24 protein-coding genes and 1 tRNA gene are annotated in these 24326 nt (G+C 62.7%); 17 read left to right on the top strand and 8 right to left on the bottom strand.

Annotated elements, in window-relative coordinates; genetic code table 11:
* Window positions 1-92 precede the first annotated feature (92 nt).
* From J1C56_RS13830 to J1C56_RS13795, 8 genes are all read left to right on the top strand, one after another.
* Complete coding sequence (locus J1C56_RS13830) at window positions 93-1079, top strand: ABC transporter permease (RefSeq protein WP_214390093.1); 987 nt, start codon at window positions 93-95, stop codon at window positions 1077-1079.
* Complete coding sequence (locus J1C56_RS13825) at window positions 1079-1873, top strand: ABC transporter permease (protein WP_214390091.1); 795 nt, start codon at window positions 1079-1081, stop codon at window positions 1871-1873. Before J1C56_RS13830 ends, J1C56_RS13825 begins: the two co-directional genes overlap by 1 nt.
* A complete protein-coding gene (locus J1C56_RS13820; RefSeq protein WP_214390089.1) occupies window positions 1873-2958 on the top strand; it encodes an ABC transporter ATP-binding protein in 1086 nt (361 codons plus the stop codon). The genes J1C56_RS13825 and J1C56_RS13820 overlap by 1 nt, the downstream gene beginning before the upstream one ends.
* 95 nt (window positions 2959-3053) lie before the next feature.
* Window positions 3054-4547: an NAD(P)-binding domain-containing protein gene (locus J1C56_RS13815; protein WP_214390087.1), complete on the top strand. Its 1494-nt coding sequence runs from the start codon at window positions 3054-3056 to the stop codon at window positions 4545-4547.
* A 9-nt stretch (window positions 4548-4556) separates the two neighbouring features.
* Window positions 4557-5057 carry a CMD domain-containing protein gene (locus J1C56_RS13810; RefSeq protein ID WP_214390085.1) on the top strand — a complete coding sequence of 167 codons (501 nt, stop codon included), beginning with the start codon at window positions 4557-4559 and terminating at the stop codon, window positions 5055-5057.
* Complete coding sequence (locus J1C56_RS13805; protein ID WP_214390078.1) at window positions 5054-5629, top strand: peroxidase-related enzyme; 576 nt, start codon at window positions 5054-5056, stop codon at window positions 5627-5629. Before J1C56_RS13810 ends, J1C56_RS13805 begins: the two co-directional genes overlap by 4 nt.
* A gap of 30 nt (window positions 5630-5659) precedes the next feature.
* The gene (locus J1C56_RS13800) at window positions 5660-6286 is read left to right on the top strand and encodes a helix-turn-helix domain-containing protein (protein WP_214390076.1); all 627 of its coding nucleotides are present in this window, start codon (window positions 5660-5662) and stop codon (window positions 6284-6286) included.
* 67 nt (window positions 6287-6353) lie between these two features.
* Window positions 6354-7433, top strand: a complete 1080-nt coding sequence (locus tag J1C56_RS13795) for an NAD/NADP-dependent octopine/nopaline dehydrogenase family protein (protein WP_214390074.1) — start codon at window positions 6354-6356, stop codon at window positions 7431-7433.
* Window positions 7434-7535: 102 nt separating this feature from the next.
* On the opposite strand, the gene J1C56_RS13790 is transcribed toward J1C56_RS13795, so the two are convergent.
* Window positions 7536-8417 (bottom strand): LysR family transcriptional regulator, encoded by an 882-nt coding sequence (locus tag J1C56_RS13790; RefSeq protein WP_214390072.1) that lies wholly within the window; start codon window positions 8415-8417, stop codon window positions 7536-7538.
* 211 nt (window positions 8418-8628) lie between these two features.
* Here J1C56_RS13790 and J1C56_RS13785 point away from each other — a divergent pair, with 211 nt between their 5' ends.
* The 4 genes from J1C56_RS13785 to J1C56_RS13770 all read left to right on the top strand — a co-directional run bounded on the left by J1C56_RS13785 (window position 8629) and on the right by J1C56_RS13770 (window position 15711).
* Window positions 8629-11076, top strand: coding sequence for a penicillin-binding protein 1A (locus tag J1C56_RS13785; RefSeq protein ID WP_214390070.1), 2448 nt, complete (start codon window positions 8629-8631; stop codon window positions 11074-11076).
* A 46-nt stretch (window positions 11077-11122) separates the two neighbouring features.
* Window positions 11123-12745, top strand: coding sequence for a peptidoglycan D,D-transpeptidase FtsI family protein (locus tag J1C56_RS13780; protein WP_214390068.1), 1623 nt, complete (start codon window positions 11123-11125; stop codon window positions 12743-12745).
* A gap of 102 nt (window positions 12746-12847) precedes the next feature.
* Window positions 12848-14473 (top strand): TadE/TadG family type IV pilus assembly protein, encoded by a 1626-nt coding sequence (locus J1C56_RS13775; RefSeq protein ID WP_338001433.1) that lies wholly within the window; start codon window positions 12848-12850, stop codon window positions 14471-14473.
* Between the two features lie 311 nt (window positions 14474-14784).
* Window positions 14785-15711 carry a LysR family transcriptional regulator gene (locus J1C56_RS13770; protein WP_214390064.1) on the top strand — a complete coding sequence of 309 codons (927 nt, stop codon included), beginning with the start codon at window positions 14785-14787 and terminating at the stop codon, window positions 15709-15711.
* 44 nt (window positions 15712-15755) lie between these two features.
* Here the strand turns inward: J1C56_RS13770 and J1C56_RS13765 are convergent.
* A tRNA-Met gene (locus J1C56_RS13765) sits at window positions 15756-15832 on the bottom strand.
* Between the two features lie 284 nt (window positions 15833-16116).
* Between J1C56_RS13765 and J1C56_RS13760 the strand changes: the two genes are divergently transcribed.
* Complete coding sequence (locus J1C56_RS13760) at window positions 16117-17070, top strand: Gfo/Idh/MocA family protein (RefSeq protein WP_214390062.1); 954 nt, start codon at window positions 16117-16119, stop codon at window positions 17068-17070.
* 90 nt (window positions 17071-17160) lie between these two features.
* Here the strand turns inward: J1C56_RS13760 and mnmA are convergent, their stop codons facing one another.
* The gene (gene mnmA / locus J1C56_RS13755; protein WP_214390060.1) at window positions 17161-18351 is read right to left on the bottom strand and encodes a tRNA 2-thiouridine(34) synthase MnmA; all 1191 of its coding nucleotides are present in this window, start codon (window positions 18349-18351) and stop codon (window positions 17161-17163) included.
* A gap of 268 nt (window positions 18352-18619) precedes the next feature.
* Between mnmA and sciP the strand changes: the two genes are divergently transcribed.
* Window positions 18620-18895 (top strand): CtrA inhibitor SciP, encoded by a 276-nt coding sequence (sciP, locus tag J1C56_RS13750; RefSeq protein ID WP_013529904.1) that lies wholly within the window; start codon window positions 18620-18622, stop codon window positions 18893-18895.
* Between the two features lie 82 nt (window positions 18896-18977).
* Here sciP and J1C56_RS13745 read toward each other — a convergent pair whose 3' ends face one another.
* Window positions 18978-19904, bottom strand: coding sequence for an NADP-dependent oxidoreductase (locus tag J1C56_RS13745; RefSeq protein WP_214390058.1), 927 nt, complete (start codon window positions 19902-19904; stop codon window positions 18978-18980).
* 155 nt (window positions 19905-20059) lie between these two features.
* Between J1C56_RS13745 and J1C56_RS13740 the strand changes: the two genes are divergently transcribed.
* Window positions 20060-20410: a winged helix-turn-helix transcriptional regulator gene (locus J1C56_RS13740; protein WP_420797386.1), complete on the top strand. Its 351-nt coding sequence runs from the start codon at window positions 20060-20062 to the stop codon at window positions 20408-20410.
* Window positions 20411-20487: 77 nt separating this feature from the next.
* On the opposite strand, the gene J1C56_RS13735 is transcribed toward J1C56_RS13740, so the two are convergent.
* Window positions 20488-20865 (bottom strand): flagellar export protein FliJ, encoded by a 378-nt coding sequence (locus tag J1C56_RS13735; RefSeq protein ID WP_214390055.1) that lies wholly within the window; start codon window positions 20863-20865, stop codon window positions 20488-20490.
* A 453-nt stretch (window positions 20866-21318) separates the two neighbouring features.
* Here J1C56_RS13735 and ctrA point away from each other — a divergent pair, with 453 nt between their 5' ends.
* Window positions 21319-22014 (top strand): response regulator transcription factor CtrA, encoded by a 696-nt coding sequence (ctrA, locus tag J1C56_RS13730; protein WP_067959158.1) that lies wholly within the window; start codon window positions 21319-21321, stop codon window positions 22012-22014.
* A 117-nt stretch (window positions 22015-22131) separates the two neighbouring features.
* Here the strand turns inward: ctrA and J1C56_RS13725 are convergent, their stop codons facing one another.
* From J1C56_RS13725 to J1C56_RS13715, 3 genes are all read right to left on the bottom strand, one after another.
* Window positions 22132-22500, bottom strand: a complete 369-nt coding sequence (locus tag J1C56_RS13725) for a response regulator (protein WP_214390053.1) — start codon at window positions 22498-22500, stop codon at window positions 22132-22134.
* A 238-nt stretch (window positions 22501-22738) separates the two neighbouring features.
* Window positions 22739-23368, bottom strand: a complete 630-nt coding sequence (gene chpT, locus J1C56_RS13720) for a histidine phosphotransferase ChpT (protein WP_214390051.1) — start codon at window positions 23366-23368, stop codon at window positions 22739-22741.
* Window positions 23337-23711: a hypothetical protein gene (locus J1C56_RS13715; protein ID WP_214390049.1), complete on the bottom strand. Its 375-nt coding sequence runs from the start codon at window positions 23709-23711 to the stop codon at window positions 23337-23339. The genes chpT and J1C56_RS13715 overlap by 32 nt, the downstream gene beginning before the upstream one ends.
* Between J1C56_RS13715 and J1C56_RS13710 the strand changes: the two genes are divergently transcribed.
* Window positions 23710-24291 carry a DUF1134 domain-containing protein gene (locus tag J1C56_RS13710; protein ID WP_067959164.1) on the top strand — a complete coding sequence of 194 codons (582 nt, stop codon included), beginning with the start codon at window positions 23710-23712 and terminating at the stop codon, window positions 24289-24291. The genes J1C56_RS13715 and J1C56_RS13710 overlap by 2 nt on opposite strands.
* Window positions 24292-24326 lie beyond the last annotated feature (35 nt).

The following is a 24326-nucleotide window of genomic DNA, read 5'->3' as shown; positions in this document are numbered from 1 at the left end:
GACGCGCGGCGCTGTAATCCCACAACGCGCGATGACTGACCGCCGGCCTTGCCGTGCGGCGCCAGTCGGGCTGCGCCAACCGAGATTGTTTGATGGTGAGTAGCAACACGACAGCCGGCTACGGGGCAGGCCACGACGCGTCCGTGCCCAAATATTCGACCGGCATCGCCAAGGTGGTCAACTCCGCGCTTTACCGGCACACGCTGGGAGCTGCGGTGGAGTCGCGCATCGGCCGGATAATCCTTCTGGCCGGCGTGCCGCTGATCTGGCTGATCATGCTGCATGTCGGGCCGATCTATCAGATGCTGAAGATCAGCCTGTTGTCCCACTACCCGGTCCAGCCTGGCGTGGAGTCAAATTTCACCCTCGACAACTATGCGATCTTCTTCCGGGAATCGCTCTATTTCACGCCGCTGATCAAGAGCTTCATCTTCGCAACGGCAGCGACCGCGGTCACCCTCGTCGTGGTCTATCCGGTCGCCTACTACGTCGCCAAGATCGTCAAGCCGGAAGGCCGCTCCAAGGCGCTGCTGCTGCTGCTGGTGCCGTTCTGGGCCGGCGAGCTGATCCGCACATTCTCGGTCATCATGCTTCTTGCCAATCGTGGCGCGGTCAACGTGCTGCTGCGCGAGATCGGGCTGATCGATCGGCCGATTCCGATGCTCTACACCTCGTTCTCGCTCGGCTTCGGCCTTGTCTACCTGATCTGCCTGTACATGCTGCTGCCGCTCTATTCGGCGATCGAGAAGATTCCGTCCCAGTACCTGGACGCCGCCGCCGACCTTGGCGCCGGCCCGTTCACGCGCTTCCGCAGGATCATCCTGCCGCTGTCCAAGGACGGCATCGTGTCGGGCTGCTCGCTGGTGTTCCTGACCTGCATCGGTGTCTTCGCCACGCCGATGCTGCTCGGTGGCCCGACCACTGTGCTGTTCCCCGAAACGATCAGCGGTTTCTTCCACGGCGCCAGCGACAAGTGGCCGGTCGGCGCCGCATTCGCGCTGATCATGCTGGTCACCGCCCTGATCACGGCAGGCATCTTCATGCGCCTCGTCGGCGGCAAGAAAAGGAGTGCATTCTGATGCGCAACATGTTTGCGGACGCTCCGCGCACGTCGCTGACGGCAATCTACTGGGCCTTCCTGCTTTACCTGCTTTTGCCGCTCACGCTGATGATGGCGATGAGCTTCAAGGATGCCAACTTCGTTGCCTTCCCGATCGGTGAGTGGACGCTCGACTGGTACGCCAAGGTGATGCAGGACAAGCAGTTCCTGGAAGCCTGCCTGTATTCGGTGATGATCGCTGCCTGTTCGACGCTGGCCGCGACGACGCTCGGCACATGGATCGCCATGCTGATCGTCGCCGAAGGCATCAAGGGCCAGATCATCATCTTCGCGCTCGCCTGCCTTCCGGCGGTTGTGCCAGGCATGATCTCGGCAATCTCGCTGCGCATCTTCATCTCGACAATCGACATGCCGACGGGAACCGCCGCCATCATCCTGGGCCACACGGTGCATGCGGTGCCCTTCGTTGTGGTCATGGCGCTCACCCGGCTGCGCTCGATGCCCGGCAATCTTGTCGACGCCGCGCGTGACCTCGGCGCCGACAGCGTCGTCGCCTTCTTCCGCGTGACGCTGCCTTACCTGAAGCCGGCGCTGGTCGGCGGCATGATCTTCTGCGTGCTTTTGTCGATCGACGACTTCGTGCGCACCTTCTTCCTGGGCGGCTATCGTCCGACCCTTCCGATGCTGATCTTCGCCAAGGTGCAGGGCGGCATGTCTCCCGAAATCAACGCAATGGCGACACTCGTCCTGGTGGTTACCGCCGCCGTCGGACTTTACGCCGAATACCTGACCCGCCGCGCGAGGACCCGCTGATGCAACCCGTCGTCCAGTTCGACAACGTCACCAAGAGCTACGGCAAGCACGTTGCCGTCGAAAACCTGAACCTCAGCATCGAGGCGGGCAAGTTCGTCACCCTGCTCGGCCCCTCCGGCTGCGGCAAGTCGACCTCGCTGCGCATGCTCGGCGGTTTCGAGACGCCGAACTCCGGCCGTATCCTGCTTGGCGGCAAGGACGTGACGCGCGTTCCGCCCAACAAGCGCAACGTCAACATCGTGTTCCAGGACTATGCGCTCTTCCCGCATATGAGCGTCGCCAAGAACATCGCCTTCGGCCTTGAGCTGAAGGGGTTGGATAACCAGCGCATCCACCGCCGGGTGAACGAGCTGCTCGAACTGGTCCAGTTGCAGGACTATGCCAAGCGCCTGCCGTCGGAGCTATCCGGCGGCCAGCGCCAGCGCGTGGCGCTGATGCGCGCACTTGCTCCAGACCCGGAAGTGCTGCTGCTCGACGAGCCGCTGTCGGCGCTCGACGCCAAGCTGCGCCAGCAGATGCAGATCGAGCTCAAGTCGATTCAGGAAAAGACCGGCAAGACCTTCATGTTCGTGACCCACGACCAGGAAGAGGCGCTGACAATGTCCGACACGATCGTGGTCATGAACAAGGGCAAGATCGAGCAGATGGGCGACCCGAACACGCTCTATGGCCGTCCTGGCTCGGTGTTCGTCGCCAACTTCATCGGCGAAACCAACCTGTTGCGCAGCACCGTTGTCGGCACCGAAGGCGAGACGGCGGCGCTGAGCTGGAACGGCATCACCATCAAGGCGGCACAGGGCGGGCTCACGCCCAAGGCCGGCGACCACCTTTATGTCGTGCTGCGTCCCGAGGCGATCCATTGCTCGGCCGCCGAGCCGACAAGCGGCAACCGCATCAAGGGCAAGATCCGTCACCGCGTGTTCAAGGGCAACCACACCTCGCTTTCGGTCGAGGTCGGCGACGGCACGATGCTCAATGCGCTGGTCCACCCTTCCGATGTCACCCAGCTCAACGGCGAGGACATCTGGGTCGGCTGGAAGCCAGAGACCACGACGGTCATCCCCGACCGCCACGCGCACAACTGAGAAGACGACGGCCCGCGCCGGTGACGATGCGGGCCGACAGCGGGCAGGGCAGGACATGCGAAATGACAATTTCGACCGGACATCGGGAGCGACCCATGGCGTTTGACGTACAGGCGCCGCTGCAATCGGCCGCCACCGGCCTTGCCGAACTCGAACAGCGTGTTCGCGACGATCTCGCCTGCCTGTGCTACCCGCCGCCGAACTGGGTTGTGCCGACCGCGGTCGAGGGCGAGGAACAGGTCCACGATGTCGTCGTCATCGGCGGTGGCATGTGCGGCCTTGTCGCCAGCTTCGCGCTGATCGGCGCGGGCATCCAGAACATCCGCATCTTCGACCGCAGCCCGGTCGGATTCGAAGGACCTTGGCTGACCTATGCCCGCATGGAGACGCTGCGCTCGCCCAAGCAACTGACCGGCCCGGCCTATGGCATGGCGTCGCTGACCTTCCGCGCCTGGTACGTCGCCCAGTTCGGCAACGAGACCTGGGCGGAACTCGACAAGATCCCACGCCCGATGTGGATGGAGTACCTGCGCTGGTACCGCAAGGTTCTCGAACTGCCGGTTGAAAACGGCGTCGAGGTCAAGACCATCCTGCCCGAAGGCGATCTGATGCGGCTGACGCTGTCCGGCGCGCGCGAAAATTCGGTGCTGGCCCGCAAGGTGGTGATGGCGACTGGTCGCGACGGCATGGGTCATCCCAGCATTCCCGGCTTCGTCGACAATTTGCCCCGCAAATATTGGGCGCATTCCTCTGACGACATCGACTTCGCCGCCCTGCGCGGCAAGCGTGTCGTGGTGGTCGGTGTCGGCGCTTCGGCTGTCGACAATGCGGCCGAAGCGCTGGAAGCAGGAGCAGCGGAAGTCCGCCACCTCATCCGGCGCAAGGAGATGCCTTGCATCAACAAGCTGATGGGCATCGGCTCGTTCGGTTTCACCGCTGCCTTCCCACAGCTGGGCGATGCCAGGCGCTGGCAGATCATGAATTATTCGCTGCGCACCCAGACCCCGGCGCCACGCGGCTCGACGATGCGCGTCAGCCGGCATCCAAACGCGTGGTTCCACTTCGACGCGGCGGTCGAGAAGACCGAGCTCGACGGCGACGAGATCGTCATTTCGACGTCGCAGGGCAAGGCCGTTCGCGCTGACTTCCTGATCCTCGGCACCGGCTTCGGGGTTGATCCGCTGGCGCGCAAGGAACTCGATGGTTACGCCGACAAGATCCTGCTGTGGCAGGACCGGTTTACCCCGCCCGAGGGCCAGGAAAACGGCGAGCTCGGCAACTACCCCTATCTTGCCGGCGATTTCACCTTCCTCGAGCGTGAGCCGGGGCAGGCACCCTGGCTTGCCAACATCCACAGCTTCAACTCGGGCGCCGCCGCCAGCCTCGGCAAGATGAGCGGCGACATTCCCGGCATCAGCGAAGGTGCCGCACTGCTGGCACGCGAGATCGCCGCCAAGCTCTACACCGAGAATTTCGGCCAGTACTGGCAGCGCCTGCTCGACTACGACACGCCCGAGTTGCGCGGCGACGAGTGGACGGCATCGCCCTTGCCGGACGCAGCGCCGGCAGCCGCCCGCAAGCAGGCATAGGAGGACGGCATGGCCGAGAACAACGATGTCATTGCCGCGATCGTCGGCATCGAACCCGGCAGCGAACTGGCGGCCGTGGTCGCGGGTCGCGCCGACATCATGGCGCTGACCCAGCAGACCCACGATGCTGCGCTCATGCCTGCCGAGCCCGGTGGGCTATCGCATGCCGAGCGCGCAGCACTTGCCTGCCGCATCGCCAAGATCAACGACGCCAAGGATTTCGAGGAGCATTTCGAAACCTTGCTCGACAATTCCGGCGCCTCCGGTGACACCGCGCGCATCGCCGACATCTGGTTCGACGGTGGCGGCGACAGCAGGCTCAAGGCCTTGATCCGACATGTCGATTTGGTGGCGCATGCGCCCAAGGATGCGACGCGCCGCGACATCGAATTGCTGCGGGAGGCCGGCCTCGCTGACGCCGACCTCGTGCGGCTGTCGGAGCTCGTTGCCTTTGTCAGCTATCAGATCAGGGTTGCCGCCGGGCTGCGGCTGATGCGGGGGCTGGCATGAGCAAGGTCGTTCACGAATTCACCACCGCGATCCCCGAGTGGAAGCCTTACGTCAGACCGCTTGATCTCGCCGAGGCGAGCCCGGCGCAGCTTGAGGCGCTCAAGATCACGCCGTCCAACACCAAGGTGTCGGACTATGTGCTGGTGCTGGCGCATGACGTCGAGACGCTGACGCACCGTTCGCCGCTGTTCAATGGCGTGATGTACAACAAGGGCGGCCTGTCGCGCGCCGAGCGCGAGATCGGCGCAGTCGGCGCCTCGATCGTCAACCGCTGCATCTATTGCGCCGCCGTGCATGCCAGCCGCTACAACCAGCTGGCCAAGGACGAGACCGTCATCGCGGCGATCTTCGCCGACGGTGTCGACGCCGAGATCTCGCCGCGGCTGAAGGCGATCCTCAATTTTTCGGTCAAGCTGTCGAAATGCCCTTCCGATGCCGATGCTTCGGACATGCAGGCGCTTGTCGATGCCGGTCTCGGCAGGGACGAGATCCTCGACCTGATCCTGTCGTCGTCGCTGTTCGGCTGGGCCAACCGGCTGATGCACACACTTGGAGAGCCGATCGCCGAATAACTGCCCGAGGCGTCGGAAGGGAGCATCGGAATGAACATGCATTCGGTCAATCCGCCGGAGATCGGGCCTCGCCTGCAGGCGTACCGGAAACAGCAGAAGCTGACGCTTGCCGACCTCGCGACCAAATCGGGCGTGTCGCGCTCGATGCTGTCGGAAATCGAACGCGGCAACGCCAACCCGACCTACGGCACGCTGTGGCATCTCACCCGGGCGCTCAACATCGATCTCAACAGCCTGATCAGCGGTGCTTCCGAAGAACGCGGCGACCGTATCGACCTGCAGCCGGAGAATTTGACGCCGACCATCCGCAGCGCCGACGGCAGCTGCACCCTGCAGATCCTGTCGCCGGCCGGCATGGTGCCGCTGATCGAATGGTACCTGCTGAGCTTCGAACCTCAGGGCAAGCTGATCAGTGATCCGCATGGCGCTGGCACCGTCGAGCATCTGCACTGCACCGAAGGCGAGATCGTGGTGCGCAGCGCCGGCAACGAAATGCGGGTCCGCGCCGGCGAGACGGCGCGTTACGCAGGCGATGTTCCGCATTCGCTCACCAGTGTGGGGACCAGTGCCGGTCCTGTCGGGGCGAGGGCGTTCCTGGTGGTGGCCTCGGGCGAGGTGGGCAGCAGCACGACCCGGGCATTGATACGCCCAAAGTGAACGACCCCGGCGGCACCGGCGCATGCCGGCCCCCGGGCCTGAAATGATATTGAAAAGGAATGTTGGAATGCAGGTAGGTATTGTCGGCGCGGGTTCGATCGCGTTCGGAACGGCGGTGTTCCTCGAACAGCAGGGACATCACGCGACATTGTGGTCGCCGTCGGGCGAGCGCACCAAGGCGCTGGCCAAGGGGGAGGCTCTTGTCGCCCAGGGTGCGGTCGAAGGCACCTTCCATCCAGCTGCCGCCGCGAGCGCCGAAGCGCTTGTCGCCGGTGCCGAGGCGATCGTGATCGCGCTGCCGGCCTATGGCCACAAGACCGTTCTCGACGCCATCGCGCCCTACATCAGGGCCGAGCAGACCGTCATCATCAGCTCGCATGCCTCGTTCGGCGCGCTTTACCTGTCGCGCCTGCTCGCGGCTCGCGGCGTCGTTGCGCCTGTTGTCGGCTGGGGCACGACAGTCGTGTCTGGCCGCCAGCTCAGCCCGACGCTGGTCAACGTCAACACCGTGCGCAAGAAGGTCGACCTCGCGACTGTTCCGGCATCGCGCAGCGCCGACGGCCTTTCCGTCTGCCAGACGCTGTTCGGCGACCGTTTCGTCGACCGCGGCAGCCTGATGGCGATCGCGCTGTCCAACCTCAACCCGCAGAACCACATGGGCATCGCGCTTGGCAACATGACGCGCATGGAGCGCGGCGAGACCTGGAGCCAGGGCCAGAACGTGACGCCGAATGTCGGCCGCCTGCTCGAGCAGCTCGACGAGGAGCGCATCGCCATCGCCACCAAGCTTGGGCTCGAAGTGCGCAACATCTTCCAGCACTTCCATCTGTCGTTCCACGTGCCGATGAGCTCGATCTCGCAGATGAACCAGGAGATGCACGAGGCCGGCAATGGCGGGCAGGGCCCGACCACGGCCGATAGCCGCTATGTCACCGAGGACGTGCCCTTCGGCCTGGTCATGACCGCCAAGATCGGTCGCCTCGCCGGCTACCCCGCCGAGCTGCATGAAGCTGGCGTGCGCATCTTCTCGGCCATGTATGGCCGCGACTTCACCGCCGAGAACGACCTGCTGACCGCGCTGGACCTCGACGCGATGTCGCTGGAAACGCTCAACGGCCTGTGCCGCGACGGATATGCGGTAGCTTAAGGTCTGGGTACCGCAGGCGCGGCGCTCCTGGCGGGCCGCCGCGCCGCCTTTTTCTCCTCCGGCGTGCAGCCAGCGTTGCGCGTTGCCGCCGCCCGGCGGCGGTCAGGCCTCGCTCGGCGAGCCGAACTGCTGCAACAGCCAGTTCTCGAAAGCCTGCATGCCAGGTGTCACCGGATGGGATTTCAGTCGCGTCAGCCAGTAGTCGCCGGTTGAGACCGTCGTCTCGAACGGCTGGACGAGACGTCCGTCGTCGAGATTGCGCTCGAACATGTTGATCGGCACCAGGGCTACGCCGACGCCGCGGGCTGCGGCCTCGGCAAGCGCCAGCGACGAGTCGAACATCATGCCGCGCAGCACCGGTTTTGGCGCGCCTGCGGCCTCGAACCAACGCATCCATTCGTCGGCGCGATAGGAACGCAGAAGCTCGACACGCGCGAGATCCGAGGGTTGCGCCAGCCTCGCTGCCATCATCGGCGAGCACACCGGCGACAAGGGCGAGGCAATCAGGTGCATCGCCTCCGTTCCGCGCCATGAGCCGTCGCCAAAGCGGATCGCGAGATCGAGGCCGTCGCCGGCGAGGTCGACGCGGTTGTTGTTGGTCATGATCCTGAGGTCGAGATAGGGGTGGGCCTGGTGGAATGCCGGCAGCCGTTCCATCAGCCAGCCGACGGCGAAGGTCGCGACCACGCCGACCGTCACCACTTCATGGAAGTGGCCTTCCTCGAACCGGCTCATCGTCGCGCTGACCCGCCGGAAGGCGTCGGTTAGCACAGGCGCCAGCGCCGCACCCTCGTCGGTCAGCGCCAGTCCCCTCGGCAGACGGCGGAACAGCTTCACCCCCAGCAGGTCCTCGAGCGACTTCACGTGATGGCTGACCGCGGTCTGCGATACGAACAGTTCCATGCCGGCCCGGGTGAAGCTGCAATGGCGCGCCGAAGCCTCGAAGGCCCGCAGCGCGTTCAGCGGCAGTTGCGACGTGTCCACGTGATTTCAGTCCTATGCCCATATTTTTCTCATGGGTAACCAAAATATTGAGCGTTTGTCGAGGCCGCCGGATTTTGCCAGTTTGCGCCCGACATCGAACAAAACCTGCAGGTTATGACCTGTTCGCGGGCCTGGGTGGAGCCTGCGAGCTGTGGTCGTTCGCCCATTTTTCTCGGGACCTGCCTCAAACCGACAAGCTGCCCGCGTCATCATGAAGTTCATCAGCCATCTGTTTTCGTTTCTCGTCCTGACTGGCCTAGCGGCCGCTTGCGGCGTGGCATTGCTGGTCGCCGACATCACCAGGGACCTGCCCGACTATCGCGAACTGGCGGATTGGGAGCCGGCAGTCATGACCCGGGTCTACGCTTATGATGGCGCGTTGCTCGCCGAATATGCGCGCGAGCGTCGGCTTTTCCTGCCGATCGCCGCCGTACCCGACCGCGTCAGGCATGCGTTCCTGTCGGCGGAAGACAAGAGCTTCTACAGCCATTCGGGCATTGATCTTTCCGGGCTTGCCAACGCTGTTTGGGCCAACATGGCCAACTTCGGCTCTGGTCAGCGCATGATCGGCGGATCGACCATCACGCAGCAGATTGCCAAGAACCTGCTGCTTTCTTCGGACCGCACGCTGGAGCGCAAGATCCGCGAGGCGGTGCTGTCAGTGCGTATCGAACGCGCCTTCTCCAAGGACGAGATCCTCGAGCTCTACTTCAACGACGTCTATTTCGGGCTCGGCGCCTATGGCGTTGCCGAAGCGGCACTGACCTATTTCGACAAGCCGGTCGCGGAACTTTCGGTTGCCGAAGCCGCCTATCTTGCCGCGCTGCCCAAGGGGCCGAACAACTACAATCCTGATCTCAACGCCGAGCGGGCCATCGAGCGACGCAACTGGGTGATCGGCCAGATGTTGCGCAACGGATTTCTCGATCGCGGTGATGCGCGCGCGGCGGCGGCCTTGCCGCTCGGCACGAAGAAGCGTCCACCGAACCTGCTGGTGGCCGACGCCAATTACTTTACCGAGGCAGTACGCAGGCAGGTCGCCGAGCAATATGGCGACGCCGCGCTCTACACGGCCGGCCTTGCCGTGCGCACGACGCTCGATCCCAAGCTGCAGGCGGCAGCAGTCAGGGCGTTGCGGCGCGGGCTCGTCAATTATGACCAGGGCAGGGGCTTTCGCGGACCGGTGGCGCGCATTGCGGCCGATGGCGATTGGCAGCAGGCGCTTGATAGCATCGTGCCCTTGGCCGACGTGCCGGAATGGCGCCTGGCGGTGGTGCTCGGCACGACCGACGGGGGCGTCGAGATCGGTCTCCGCCAGGGTTCCGGCAGCCGGCGGGAGCGAGAGATCGCCCATATCGGCGGCAAGTCGATGCGCTGGGCGCTGAAGCGACCCGGCGGTGCCAACAAGGGCAAGGCGTTGGCTGGCGTGCTTGCGCGCGGCGATGTCATTTATGTCGAGAGGCAGGACGACGGCTATGTGCTGCGGCAAGTTCCTGATGTGCAGGGCGCGCTCGTTTCTATGGATCCTCATACCGGCCGTGTGCTGGCGAGCGTTGGCGGCTTCTCCTTTGCCCAGTCGGAATTCAACCGCGCGACGCAGGCCTATCGCCAGCCGGGATCGGCATTCAAGCCCTTCGTCTATGCTGCGGCCCTGGACATCGGCTACACGCCGGCAGCACTGGTGATGGACCAGCCGATAGCACTTCCCGACGGTGCCGGGCGGATCTGGAAGCCGAAGAACTATGACGGCCGCTTCAGCGGACCATCGACCTTGCGCACGGGGCTCGAAAGAAGTCGCAACCTGATGACGGTGCGCCTTGCGCGGCATGTCGGCATGGATGTGGTGGCTCAGTACGGCCAGAGCTTCGGCATCTACGACAAGCTCAAGCCTTATTTGCCGATGTCGCTGGGCGCTGGCGAGACCACGCTGATGCGCCTGGTTTCGGCCTATGCCGTCATCGCCAACGGTGGCAAGTCCGTTCAGCCGTCGATGATCGACCGGGTCCAGGATCGACACGGGAAGACCATCTTCCGCCACGACGGCCGCAGCTGCGATGGCTGCGACGCCGCGGAGTGGCAGGATCAGCCGGAACCGGTGCTGCAGGACATGCGCGAATACGTGCTCGACCCCATGACCGCCTATCAGGTCACCTCGATGATGCGCGGCGTTGTCGAGCGTGGCACCGCGACGAGCGTGTCTGTGCTCGGCGTTCCGGTCGCCGGCAAGACCGGCACCACCAATGACGAGAAGGACGTCTGGTTCATAGGCTTCACGCCCAACATCGTGACCGGCGTTTTTCTTGGCTACGACACGCCCAAGCCAATGGGATATGGCGAATCCGGCGGTGGGCTGGCAGCACCTGTCTTCATCGACTTCATGAAGGTTGCCCTCAAGGGCAAGCCGGTTGCCGAATTTCCGGTGCCTGAAGGGATGACGTTCGAGAGCGTCGACCGGCGCAGCGGAAGGCGCGTGGCAGCCGGTAGTGTCGGCTCGATCCGGGAGGCCTTCAAGCCGGGTACCTCGCCCTGCGTCGCCGACTGCCCGGTCATCGACGGTTTCGAATCGTCCGACATCGTCACGTCGACGATCCCGGCCGTGGGCGGCATTTCGCCCGTGCTGCGCGACAAGCTGCTCAACAGCACCGGCGGGCTTTACTGAGATGAGGAAGAGTGGCGCAAGGGCTGGTATCCGCATCCGGCTTGTCATGACAGTGTTTGCCCTGCTGTTTGCTGCCATCGGGACGCGGCTGGTGCAGCTTGGCCTGACCGGCAGCGAGCGTCCGGCATACGCCTTCCGGGAGGTGGCCAACGCCAGACCGCAGATCCTGGACCGGAATGGCGTGCTGCTGGCAACCGACCTGCCGAGTGCGTCCGTCTATGCCGAGCCGCGCTATGTGCCCGACGTCGACGAGGCGGTCGAAAAACTGGTCGCCATCTTTCCGGACCTCGACGCGCGCCAACTTCATCAGCGGCTGAAAAGCGATGCCGCATTCGCCTGGCTCAAGCGCCAGGTCACGCCGTCACAGAAGCAGGCGCTGTGGAATGCCGGGCTTCCAGCCATCGGGCTCCGCTCGGAGAAGCGCCGCATCTATCCCAACGGCTCGCTGGCCGCCCATGTGCTCGGCGCTGTCGATCTCGACAATGTCGGCATCTCGGGCATCGAGAAGTGGATCGATGGCCAGGGCCTGCAGGACCTCAATCTCGCCGGCATGACCGGCGATTTCAGGCAATTGCAGCCGGTGACGCTGTCGATCGATGTCCGCATCCAGCACGCCCTTGCCGACGAAACCCTGAAAGCAATGGCACGCTTCAAGGCCAAGGCCGGCGCCGGCCTGCTGCTCGACGTCGACAATGGCGAAGTGCTGGCGTTGGCGTCGTTTCCGGATTTCGACCCCAACGTTCCCATCGATGCGCTGCAGCCCGAGCGCCTCAACCGCATCAGCGCCGGCGCGTTCGAAATGGGCTCGACCTTCAAGGCGCTGACCACCGCCATGGCACTCGATTCCGGACAGTTCACGCTGAAGTCGGTCATTGATGCGCGCAAGCCACTGCAGTTCGGACGGCAGATGATCCACGACTATCGCGGCAAATACCGCATGCTGACCATTCCGGAAGTGTTCATCTACTCCTCCAACATATCGACGGCCAGGATCGCGATGACCTTGGGCGGCGAAGCGCAGCGGGCCTTTCTGACGCGCTTTGGCCTGATGTCGCGGCTGCGCACCGAACTTCCGGAGAGTGCCGCACCGATCCTTCCGCGAAGCTGGGGCGAGGTGACAACGGCGACCGTCTCATTCGGCCATGGCATCGCGGTGACGCCGTTGCAGGCGAGCATGGGCATCGCGGCGCTGGTCAATGGCGGCCGCCTGATCACGCCGACCTTCATCAAGGGCGCTCCGGTGGCCGGTCGTATCGTCGGCTCCGGGCTTGTCTCGCCAGGGACGGCGGATGCGATGCGTTATCTCCTGCGCTACAACGCGGAGGCCGGTTCGGCCAGGAACGGCGCCGTCGCGGGCTACCTCGTCGGCGGCAAGACGGGCACGGCGGAGAAGGTCGTCAACGGGCGCTACGTCGACGACCTGGTGATGACGTCATTCATGGCCGTCGTTCCCGTCGACAAGCCGAGATATCTGCTGCTGACGATCCTCGACGAACCCAAGGGACTTCCGGAAACGCACGGGTTCAGGACTTCGGGCTGGAATGCCGTGCCCCTTGGTGGTGCGATCCTCCGGCGCGTCCTGCCGATGCTTGGCCTGGAGCCGCAGTTTGTCCGGACCGGCGTCGCCTACCGCGAAGGCGAGGATGTTGACGCGGCTGGCGAGCTTTGAAGCCCTGATTGGGATCATCCCGTGGTTGTACCCCTTGTGCTAAACTCAATTTAAATTGTTTGCATGCAAACAGCCTCCACGGGATTTTTCGGGGAGGCTGTGGTGCTTAAACGCTTCTGGCAATCGACAAGCGGCAATTTCGCGATGATGTTCGCGATCATGCTGCCTGTGCTGTTGGCCGCCGTCGGCTTCGCGCTCGACGTCGCCAATCTGATGAAGGCCAGATCGGACCTGCAGAACGCGCTCGACTCCGCCGTGCTGGCGGCCTCGCGGCTGAGCGACCAGACCGGGACCCGCAACGACACCTTCAACGCGTTCTTCGCCACCAACATTGCCAACAGACCGTCGTTGATCAACGCCAAGGCCAAGCTCGTCGTCGAGCAGAGCGTCAATCACATCAAGACGACCGCCACAGCCGACGCCGACGTCAAGCTGAACTTCGCTTTCATCTTCGGCCAGAGCGCGAAGGTCGCCGCTGCCGCCAATGCCTTTGAATCGAATGCCAAGCTCGAGGTTGCGCTGGTGCTGGATAACACCGGCTCGATGGGCGCCGCCAACATGGCGGCACTGATCGAAGGTTCCAAGGAGATCATCAAGGCCTTGCAGAAGGTCAAGGACGACCGGCCCGAACGCCAGATCCGCGCCGCACTGGTGCCGTTCGTGACCGCTGTGAACATCAAGAGTGCTGAGGGATTCGTTCAGTCCTGGGTGGATATGCGGGACGAGGTGCCGTTGGACGACAAGTCATGGAACGGCAAGAACTTCGAACCCAACAAGGACGCAAAGGGCAAGGACAAGAGCCGTGTCGGCCACTGGAAGCTCTTCAAGGACTTGGAGAAGAACTGGAAAACCGGGCCCAAGGGGGAATGGAAAGGCTGCGTCGAAGCGCGCCGCGATGAGTACGCTCTGCTTGACATCGCACCTGACATCACCTTGCCGGATACCTTGTTCGTACCCTATTTCGCGCCGGATGAGCCTGGGGCGCCGGTCAAGTCACCCAACAGCCCCGATTATTTCAATAACAGCTACCTGGACGATGTCGTTGGCGGCACCAATGCCCAGAAGCAGAAATCCCAAGCGAAGTATTCCGACCCGACGGCGCGCGCCAACGCCAAGCTGAAGGAAACGCCCAACGATACCACCGGTCCGAACTATGGCTGCGCGACACCTGTCGTTCCGCTGACCGAGGATTTGGTGAAGCTAGGTGGCGACCCTGTCAAGAAGATCAAGGGTGAACTCGACAACATGACCTTCTGGTACGGTTCGGGGACCAACGTTTCCGAGGGCCTCGCCTGGGGCTATCGTGTCCTGTCGCCAGGCGCGCCGTTCACCCAGGGCGATGCCTTCAAGGCGCCTGATACCTCAAAGGTTGTCGTCGTCTTCACCGACGGCGAAAACAACGTCTTCGGCGCTTCCAAGGAAGCCATCAACAAGTCCGACTACGGTGCCTACAGCTACCTCGATACCGGGCGCATGGGGGCACTCGACCGCGCCGGTGCGCTCAAGAAGGTAAATGAAGCGACGAAGACCGTCTGCACCAAGCTGAAGGATCAGGACGTCATCGTCTACACGGTGGTTCTCGGCGCCGACACCCAGGCCAATCGCGATCTGTACAGCACCTGCGCAACCGGTCCGGCCTACTACTTCCCGACCAAGAACATCGCTGAGCTCAAGGCGGCGTTCCAGACCATCGCCAATTCGATCTCGCCGCTGCTGATCACGCACTGAAGGCTTCGCCGGGAGCCGGTGCCGAGACGAGTGCACCGCGCGCACTTTCGCGCGGCGCTTTCAGTGTCAAAGATAGTCCGCCCAATGGCGGGGCCGATCGTTACTGTGGTCCAGGCCGATGTCACGCCGAAGGTAACTTGGCAGTGCCTTGGGAGACTGACGTCGGCGGAATCGACGCAACGCGCGGCTGATCAGGCCAGAGATTTTTTTCATGGAGATATACGGCATTTGTTTCATGATTTGCCATGAGTTGCATGCCCTCCTGCGTCAGGTACAATGAAGGTGCATCACCCGATGCATGAGGGAATTTCATGCAGCCTGGCTCGCGGCTTCCACCCCTGCAGACGCTCCGCGCCATGGCCGCAGTGGCGCGTACGCGCAGCTTCACCCGAGCCGGGGAAGAGTTGGGCCTGACCCAGACGGCGATCAGCCATCAGATCGCGCAGCTTGAGGCGTGGCTGGGTACGCCACTGTTCGTGCGCAGCAGGAAAGGCGTCGAGCTGACCGTTTTGGCCGAAAAGGCGATACCTGACATCATCGAGGCCCTGTCGGCGCTGGAGGTGGTGCTCGAGAATGCGCGCCCCGGCCTCAGGAGCGAGCAGCTCAGCATTTCGACGACGCCGGAATTTGCCAGCCAGTGGCTGCAGCCGCGGCTCGGCGGCTTCTGCGCCGCTCACCCTGAGATCGAGGTCAGCGTGACCATTGAATACAGGCGCGCGCGATTCGACATCGAAAAGATCGGCATCGCCATCTGGCTGGCCGGATCCTTGCCGGGCACGGATGCTTACCGGCTCACGGACGACTACGAATTCGCCGTCTCATCGCCGGCCGTTTTTCGAACCCTGCCCAGCCGGCAGGCACTGCGCGCCGCACCCCTGCTGCGATATGAGGGCGCCCGGCACACTGTGCTGGACTGGGAGCGCTGGTATGGGCAGATCTACGACCGGAAGGAGAGGCTGCCGGCGGTCGATGGGTCGGATGATCCCTTCGACTTCCAGGCCGGGCCGAGTTTTCCGACCTTTTCCGACATGATCGCGGCGTGCCGGCAGGATGCCGGCCTGGCGCTGGTGCGGTCGTCTCTCGTTGCCGACGACCTCGTCGCCGGGCGTCTGGTCAAGTGTTTCGACGAGATGATCCCGTCGGATCTGCAGTACCATCTGGTGACTTCGCCGGCGCAGCGGCGAAGTTCAGGCGTGATCGCCTTCAGGCAATGGATCATCCAGCAGATGTCGGGCTAGCGGAGGCTGTCTCGCCGGCTGCATGCGATCTTGATGTGAGGAAGTGGTAGCGGGAAGTGGACTCGAACCACCGACCCCAGGATTATGATTCCCGTGCTCTAACCAACTGAGCTATCCCGCCAGGGTGGAGAAGGCTCGAAATGACTGTCTCGCTGGGAGGCAGGCGTCGAAGCGTTCGCCAAGGTCGGGCGGATATAATGTCTGGATGGCGAGCCTGTCAACAGTGAGATCGGGCAATTCCGGATAATTGTCGAGGCACGTCTGTCGGGCTTCCGGCAGCCCTTCAGGAGCGGCAGTCCGCGTCCGTCGCGCAGGCCTCGGGCGCCAATGGCGCAGCAGGCGGGGTTGAGTTAGCAAGGCGCGGGCACTATGTCTGCCGGCGTAATTCCCTTTGGAAAGAGCCTGATGAAACCGCGTATTGCAGTCCTTGGATGCGGCTATTGGGGCGGTAACCACATCCGCACCCTGAAGTCGCTTGGAGCCCTCCATGCCGTATCCGACGTCGATCCGGCGCGCGCGGAGCGTTTCGCCACGGAGCAGGGCTGTCTCGCGCTCACCCCGGACGAACTTTTCGCCCGCAGCGAGATCGATGCCGTGGTCATGGCGCTGCCGCCGCAATTCCACGCCGACTTTGCGGTGCGTGCCGTTGAAGCCGGCAAGGACGTGCTGGTCGAAAAGCCGATCGCCTTGACCGTGCCCGACGCCGAGCGCGCCGTGAAGGCCGCGCGCGACAATGGCCGTGTGTTCATGACCGGCCACGTGCTGCGCTTCCATCCGGCGTTCGAAGGGCTCAAGGCGCTTGTCGACAGGGGCGAACTCGGCGAAGTCGGCTACATCCATTCGCATCGCCTCGGCCTCGGCAAGTTCCACGCCGAAAACGATGCGCTGTGGGACCTTGCCCCGCACGACCTGTCGATGATCCTGGCAATCACCGGCACTGCCCCCATCGAGGTGCGCGGGGAGGGTGCCGCGGTGCTCAACCACCTTAGCGATTTCGCCCACCTGCATATGCGCTTCCCCAACGGCCTGCGCGGGCACCTGTTTGCGTCGCGGCTCAATCCCTATCGCGAGCGCCGGCTGACCGTCGTCGGTACCAAGGGCATGGCGGTATTCGACGATGTCGAGCCGCTGGAGCGCAAGCTTGCGCTGTATCGTCATGCTGTGTGGCAGGATGAGGGGCAGTGGACGTCGACGATGAACGAGCCGACCTATATCGAGCTCGAAAATGCCATGCCGCTGACGCGCGAACTCGAGCATTTCATCCATTGCATCCAAACGCGCGAAGAGCCGCGCACGGGTGCTGATGAAGCGCTGGGGGTGCTGAGGATTCTGACTGCGGGCACTGTTACGCACGACTGAAATCAAGGGGAATAGGGCAGTAAGGGAGTAGGGCGGTATTTTGCTAGAAACCTACTGCCTTATGGCCTTACTGCCCTGTTCCCCCAATTCCTATTCCGCCGCAATCGTCCCCGGCGTTGCTGCCAGGCGCGACAGCATCGCTTCCGCGTCGGCGTGCCGCTCGGAGCGCTCGATGAAGCCGCCGCCAAAGACGCGCGTCTCGTCGCCCTCGTCGGAATAGAGCACGCAAGCCTGTCCCGGTGCGATGCCCGATTCGCCGTCGACCAGTTCGACCCAGGTGGCGCCATTGCGATGATGCAGCACGACCGGACGGGGCGGGCGCGACGAGCGCACCTTGGCGTAAAGTTCGAGGCCGCTTGCAGGCACGGACGACAGGGCTTCGTCGCCGAGCCAGTTCATGCCACGCAGGAAGATCTTGTGCGTCTCCAGCGCCTCGCGCGGGCCGACGACGACACGGGCGCGCTCGGCATCGATGTGCACGACATAGAGCGGCTCGCCCGAAGCGATGCCGATGCCGCGGCGCTGGCCGATGGTGTAGCGCAAGATGCCTTCATGGCGGCCAAGCACGCGACCGTCGATATGCACGATGTCGCCAGGGTTGGCGGCCGATGGCCTGAGCTTGGCGATGATGTCGGAATATTTGCCCTGCGGCACGAAACAGATGTCCTGGCTGTCCTGCTTGGTGGCAACCGTCAGGCCCATCCGTTCGGCTGCGGCGCGAACGTCGGGCTTGGACATGCCGCCAAGCGGAAAGCGCAGATAGTCGATCTGCTCCTGCGTGGTGGCGAAAAGGAAATAGCTCTGGTCGCGGTCGGCGTCGACAGGGCGGTACAGCGCGCGATGGGCGCCGTTCTGCTTGGAGCGGATGTAGTGGCCGGTGGCCAGCGCATCGGCGCCCAGTTCACGCGCCGTGGCAAGCAGATCGGCGAACTTGACGGTCTGGTTGCACGAGACGCACGGAATCGGCGTTTCGCCGGCGACGTAGCTTTCGGCGAACGGGTCGATGACGGCCTTGCGGAAGCGCTCTTCATAGTCGAGCACGTAATGCGGAATGCCGAGCGTCTCGGAGACGCGGCGGGCGTCGGCGATGTCCTGTCCGGCGCAACAGGAGCCGGCGCGATGGGTCGCAGCACCATGATCGTAGAGCTGAAGCGTGACGCCGACGACGTCATAACCCTCCTGTTTGAGCAGGCCGGCCACGACTGAAGAGTCGACACCGCCCGACATGGCTACAACCACGCGGGTGTCTTCGGGGCGTCCGGGCAGGTCCAGGCTGTTCATCGGGATTGCGTTCCGCTGTCTTAAGGTCGGCTGCATGCCAATGGCTGCAATATAGGTCAAGCCTCTTCGCAGTGCCACCCGAAGCGGCCTGGTTCACCTTTTTCGGCGACAAACCAGCCAACTCGGCAGGTGGTTAAATTGCGGACCGAGAGTCTAACGTTCTGTTCACGTTCGTTACTTAGCTCTTAGTACACGCTTAGGCAATTTTTAAAGCTGTGGCGCTAGTGTGGCAGGTGATTGGGTCTTTGAGTTTTTAGTAGAGAGTACGATGACCGATCTGGTTAGACCGCGTGTCAAATATGTTATCGGGCCGGACGGCAGCCCGCTTACGATTGCCGATCTGCCCCCGACCAACACGCGCCGGTGGGTTATCCGCCGAAAGGCGGAAGTGGTCGCTGCGGTCAGGGGAGGGCTGCTCAGTCTCGACGAAGCGTGCCAACGCTACAAGTTGACGACCGAGGAGTTCTTGTCCTGGCAAGCCTCCATTGACGAATACGGCCTTGCCGGCCTGCGCACCACGCGCATCCAGCAATACCGTCACTGACACCGGCCGTTGCGGCCAACCAACAAGAAAGGGTGCGGCTTGCCGCACCCTTTTTGCATTTGAGCGACGATTTCCTGGCGATCTATACCGTCAGCACCACCTTGCCCTTGGGTTTTGTCGCAAGGAATGCATGAGCCGCGCCTGCTTCTTCGAGCGGGAAGCTTTTGGCGACGTGGATCTTGAGCTTGCCGGATTCGGTCAGCTTCGCCAGCTCTTTCAGGCCTTCGCCATCTGGGCGCACAGAGATACGTTCGACCCTGATGCCGCGTGCGGCGGCTTCGGCCGCTGCCTTGTCGCTGAGGCCGAGCAGGACGACGAGCGTGCCGCCATCCTTCAGCGCCTTCAGCGATTCCTCTGGATGGTCGCCGCCGAGTGCCTCGAAGACAACGTCGACCGGGCCGGCCTTGGCGACGAAATCGTCCGAGGTGTAGTCGATCACCTCGTCGGCGCCGAGAGATCGGACGAAGTCGACCTTGCCGGGGCTCGCCGTGGCAATGACATAAGCGCCGCGTGCCTTGGCGATCTGCACGGCGATATGGCCGACGCCGCCGGCGGCCGCCTGGATCAGGACGCGATCGCCCGCTTTGAGTTTTCCAGCCGTCACCAGGCCTTGCCAGGCGGTCAAGCCGGCGAGCGGCAGTGCTGCCGCCGCCGCGTGATCGAGCGCCTTTGGCTTGTGCGCCAACTCACTTGCAGGTGCCGTCGCAAGCTCGGCATAGGTTGCGGCTTGCGCAGGGAAATTGGGCATGCCGAAGACCTCGTCGCCAGGCGCAAAGCCATTGGCTCCGGCACCAACTGCCTCGACGGTTCCCGACAAGTCCCATCCGAGCACGAAGGGCGGCTCGCCCAAAAGCGGGTAGAAGCCGCCGCGCACGGCGGCGTCGACGGGGTTTACGCCCGCTGCCTTGATGCGGATCAGCACGTCGCCGGCCTTGATCTGCGGGGTTGGCCGCTCGGCGATCTCGAGCACTTCAGGTCCGCCAACGGTGTTCTGGGTAATGGCACGCATGAGAATGTCCTCCTTGGATGAACGCATGTGCCACTATCATTTGGATAGTATCATTCTGTTGTCTAGAATGTACCTCGATGATATATAGGTACCCCATGGATAGTGAATGCGCCCCCGACACCCCTTTCGGCTATGACGCCTTCCGGCGCGAATGCATGTCGCACACCGTGCTCGAGATGCTGGCGAGCAAGTGGGTCTACCTGGTCGTTGGAGCTTTGAAGCCGGGCAGGCGGCGCTATGGCGAACTGCAACGCAAGGTCGAGGGCATCACGCCCAAGATGCTGACGCAGACACTTCGCATTCTGGAGCGTGACGGGCTGGTGCGGCGCGAGATCTTTCCGGTCATTCCGCCGCGCGTCGAGTACGAGCTGACCGATCTGGGCTGCAACCTGTCCGACTTGCTCAACCAGATCAGGGTCTGGGCGGAGCGCCATGCGCCCGAAATTCGTGATTCGCGTGCCCAGTCATTGGCCGGCGGGGATGAGCCGGCTGAATTTCGGGCGTAGAGCGCGGCGCGCCTGACTGGATGCCTCAGGCCTTGAGCCTGCGCGGCGCCGCTAAATTATTGAAAAGCTGACTATTTTTAGCCGATCATCGCGCTGCGGCCGGTGCTGTCGGTGTCGCGCGTGGTGCGATCGCGCGATTCCAGCATCTCTGCCTTGGACAGCTCCGCTTCAGCTTCGGCGAGTAAGGATTCGGCAGCGGCGCGCTGTTGCGCCAGGTCATGCTGGGAGTTCTTCAGATTGTCACGTCGTTGCCGCGCGGCCTTGGCGAAGGTCGGATAGGCGAAATGATTGAGATCGGTGATCCCCGCCTTCTTTTCCTCGGCGACGATCTGCAGTTCGAGCTCGCTGGCCATGCGGTCGAACTCGGCGATCATCGAATCAAGCTGCATCAGCTGCCGGCGCTTCTCGTTCACCTGAAACTGCTTGAGCCTGACCAGGTTCTCACGTGATTTCATGACCCGACACTCCCGAACACCGAAAAACGCACTTCTACTCGCCTACTCCGGCCCCAAGGGACCGTGCCGCACCAGAACCGGTTCTGAACACCCGACTATGGAAAACAAACTTTTAAAGTTTTTCTCCGCCGGTAACCATTCGTTTACGGGCATCGTTAATCATACCCATCGAGACTTAAGGCCCGGTAAAGATTCTGGTTTTCGCTGCGAATGTGATCGGGCCGTCTCCGGAGTCGCTTAGTCAGCCTTGTTAATGCGTCGCGTTAAGATGTTGACAGTGTGATTCATGATTGGATTCAAGAGGGTGTATGCGCCGGTTAAAATTTCTGATATGGTCTTCCATACGAAATTAGGTTTTGTTAACCATTCGATGGCAGCCTCCGATTCAGGTAAGCACTGGGCCGGCAAGGTTTGGACCGCGAAGACGTTCCGGCAGCAGAAAAGGGGATTTGAATGCGCGTTCTGCTGATAGAAGACGACAGTGCAACCGCACAGAGCATCGAACTGATGCTTAAATCGGAAAGCTTCAACGTCTATACGACCGATCTCGGCGAAGAAGGTGTCGATCTCGGCAAGCTTTATGATTACGACATCATCCTTCTCGACCTGAACCTGCCTGACATGTCGGGCTACGAGGTTCTGCGCACTTTGCGCCTGTCCAAGGTCAAGACGCCGATCCTGATCCTCTCCGGCATGGCCGGCATCGAGGACAAGGTGCGCGGCCTGGGCTTCGGCGCCGACGACTACATGACCAAGCCGTTCCACAAGGACGAGCTGGTGGCGCGCATCCACGCCATCGTCCGCCGTTCCAAGGGCCACGCCCAGTCGGTCATCATCACCGGCGACCTGATCGTCAATCTCGACGCCAAGACTGTCGAGGTCGGTGGCCAGCGCGTGCATCTGACCGGCAAGGAATACCAGATGCTGGAGCTGCTCTCGCTGCGCAAGGGCACCACGCTGACCAAGGAAATGTTCCTCAACCACCTCTATGGCGGCATGGACGAGCCGGAACTGAAGATCATCGACGTCTTCATCTGCAAGCTGCGCAAGAAGCTTGACGCGGCATCCGGCGGCCAGAACTTCATCGAAACTGTCTGGGGCCGTGGCTATGTGCTGCGTGAGCCGGAAGAGCTTCGCGAAATCGCCTGATTTCTTCTGATTACTTCAGTCAAAACCCGGCCTTCGAGCCGGGTTTTCTTTTTTCCACGCATGGATTCGCGAGGATGCCCCGGCAGTCTGCCGGTCCGGTCGATCCAGAGGACCGAATCAGGCGGCGATGTCGAAGGCGCGGAAACGGTCGAGCAGCTGCGGCCTGGTGAAGGGCTTCAGCAGGTAACCCTGCGCACCGGCGCGCTTGGCCCGCATGATGGCGCCGATGTCGACCTCGGTCAGGCAGATCGCGATCTGCGGCTTGACGCGGCCGTCAATCGCACGGACGCGGCGGATGAAGTCGGTTGTGCCCATATCCTCGAGCCCACCATCGACGACGATGATGTCGGGCATGTCGTAGGCGCACATATCCAGCCCCTCGGCGCCGGTTGCCGCCTCGACGACAACCATTTCCGGGCCATTGAGGATGCGTTTGGCGACTTTGCGGATGACGCTCGAATCATCGACGAACAGGCAGCGCTTCATATCCCGGTCCTTTTTGCGGGAGCCGAACGCGTCAGTCGCGCCGGATACATCGCGAACATAGCGAGGTTGCGTAAAGAAGCCGAAAACCCGAATGGTAAAATTCTTGGAAACATTGCGCAAACGCGCTGTTATTGAGCCTGTAAGCCGGCCAACAACAAGGCAGCCGCACGCAATCACCACGGCGTTGCCGAGCGGCCAACAATAATTGTGCTTTACTATATTGAAAAAGCTGCGCCGATCACTCGGCGGTGAGCAGGATCTCTTCGGGCGTCGCGTGGATCGAGATCGTCATACCGGCTTCGCGCGCCAGCAGCAGCGTATAGTAGGGCTGCACCGAATGGGCGTCGATCGGCTCTTCGGGCTTGTGGCCGGAGTGCAGTTCGAGGAATTTCGGCGGCACGCGCAGCATCGGGCCGCTCGCCGACAGGGTGAATTTGGGTGCCGTTTCGACGTTGTCGAGCGTCACGCTGAGCTTGCCGCCACGCGGGATCGCAGCATGGGCGACGAGCAGCAGGTTGAGCAGAAGCTTGACCTTGTTCTTGGGCAGCAGCGCGCGCCCACCACTCCAGGCCAGCTCCGGCTTTTCGTTCTTGAGGAACGCGGTCGCAACCGATTCGGCGTCGCCGGTGTCGATCAGCATGCCGGCCGAACCAGCTGCGCCAAAGGCGATGCGGGCGAATTGCAGCCGCGCCGAGGCGTTGCGGGCGCTGGTGCGGATGAGCCGCATCGCATCCTCGTCGGCGCCGCCTTCGTCGAGCAGTTCGAGGCCATTGTTGATGGCGCCGACCGGCGAGATGATGTCGTGGCAGACACGGCTGCACAGTAGCGCTGCGAGATCAGGGGCGGAAAGCGTCAACAACTCGGCCATGAACGGCATCCCTCGGGCAAATGGCTTGAACCACGATCTTGCGGCCATGCAATCCGGCAGTGCGAATCAGGGCTGGCCTTACAGTACTCTTGGTTACACAGCGCCGCCTCATGCGGCAAGAAACAGCGGCCAACCCTTGCGCAAAATGGTGGCTTTTCTGCGCAAATCCGGGCTTTTTAACAGCTGTTCGTGCCATTGAACCGCCATCTTCGTCGGTCAGTTTAATGGTTGAAAAAGGATTACGGCATAGTTTGCCGAAGTTGGACCAGCCAGCCGCCATCAAGAGTTGCAGCGGGTCCGGGGCGTCGAGAAAGTGTGCTCCCTGACGGAGATTTGGAAGCATGATTTCCCGATTCTATGGCCGGACGTTTGCCCGGCTGGTTGCCGCGATGTTCGTCCTTGTCGGCGTTCTGGCATTTTCGACATCTGCGTCTCGCGCGCAGCAATATACCTCGCAGGAGATCCTTGATTCCGGCCATCGCTTCTTTGGCTCGACATCTGGCGGTCTTGCCAGCGTGGTCGAGAAGGTTTTCGCGTCCTATGGCCTGCCGAACGGCTATGTGCTCGGCGAAGAGGGATCGGGCGCCTTTGTCGGCGGCCTGACCTATGGCGAGGGCACGCTCTACACCAAGAACGCCGGCGACCATAAGGTGTTCTGGCAGGGGCCTTCGCTCGGCTGGGATTTCGGCGGGCAGGGCTCGCGTACGATGATCCTGGTCTACAATCTGGACGACGTGAACAATCTCTATGATCGTTATGGCGGCGTTGCGGGCTCGGCCTATGTCGTCGCAGGCGTCGGCTTCAACGTCCTCAAGCGCGGCAACATCCTGCTTGTGCCGGTGCGTACCGGTGTCGGCGCGCGACTGGGTGTCAATCTCGGCTACCTGAAGTTGACCCAGCAGCCGACCTGGAATCCGTTCTGATTGTGTGAAGAACGGATCGATTGGCCGCCATTTTG

It is taken from the genome of Aminobacter anthyllidis, from assembly GCF_018555685.1.
GTDB lineage: Bacteria > Pseudomonadota > Alphaproteobacteria > Rhizobiales > Rhizobiaceae > Aminobacter > Aminobacter anthyllidis.
This window is presented reverse-complemented; position numbering and strand designations above follow the sequence as displayed.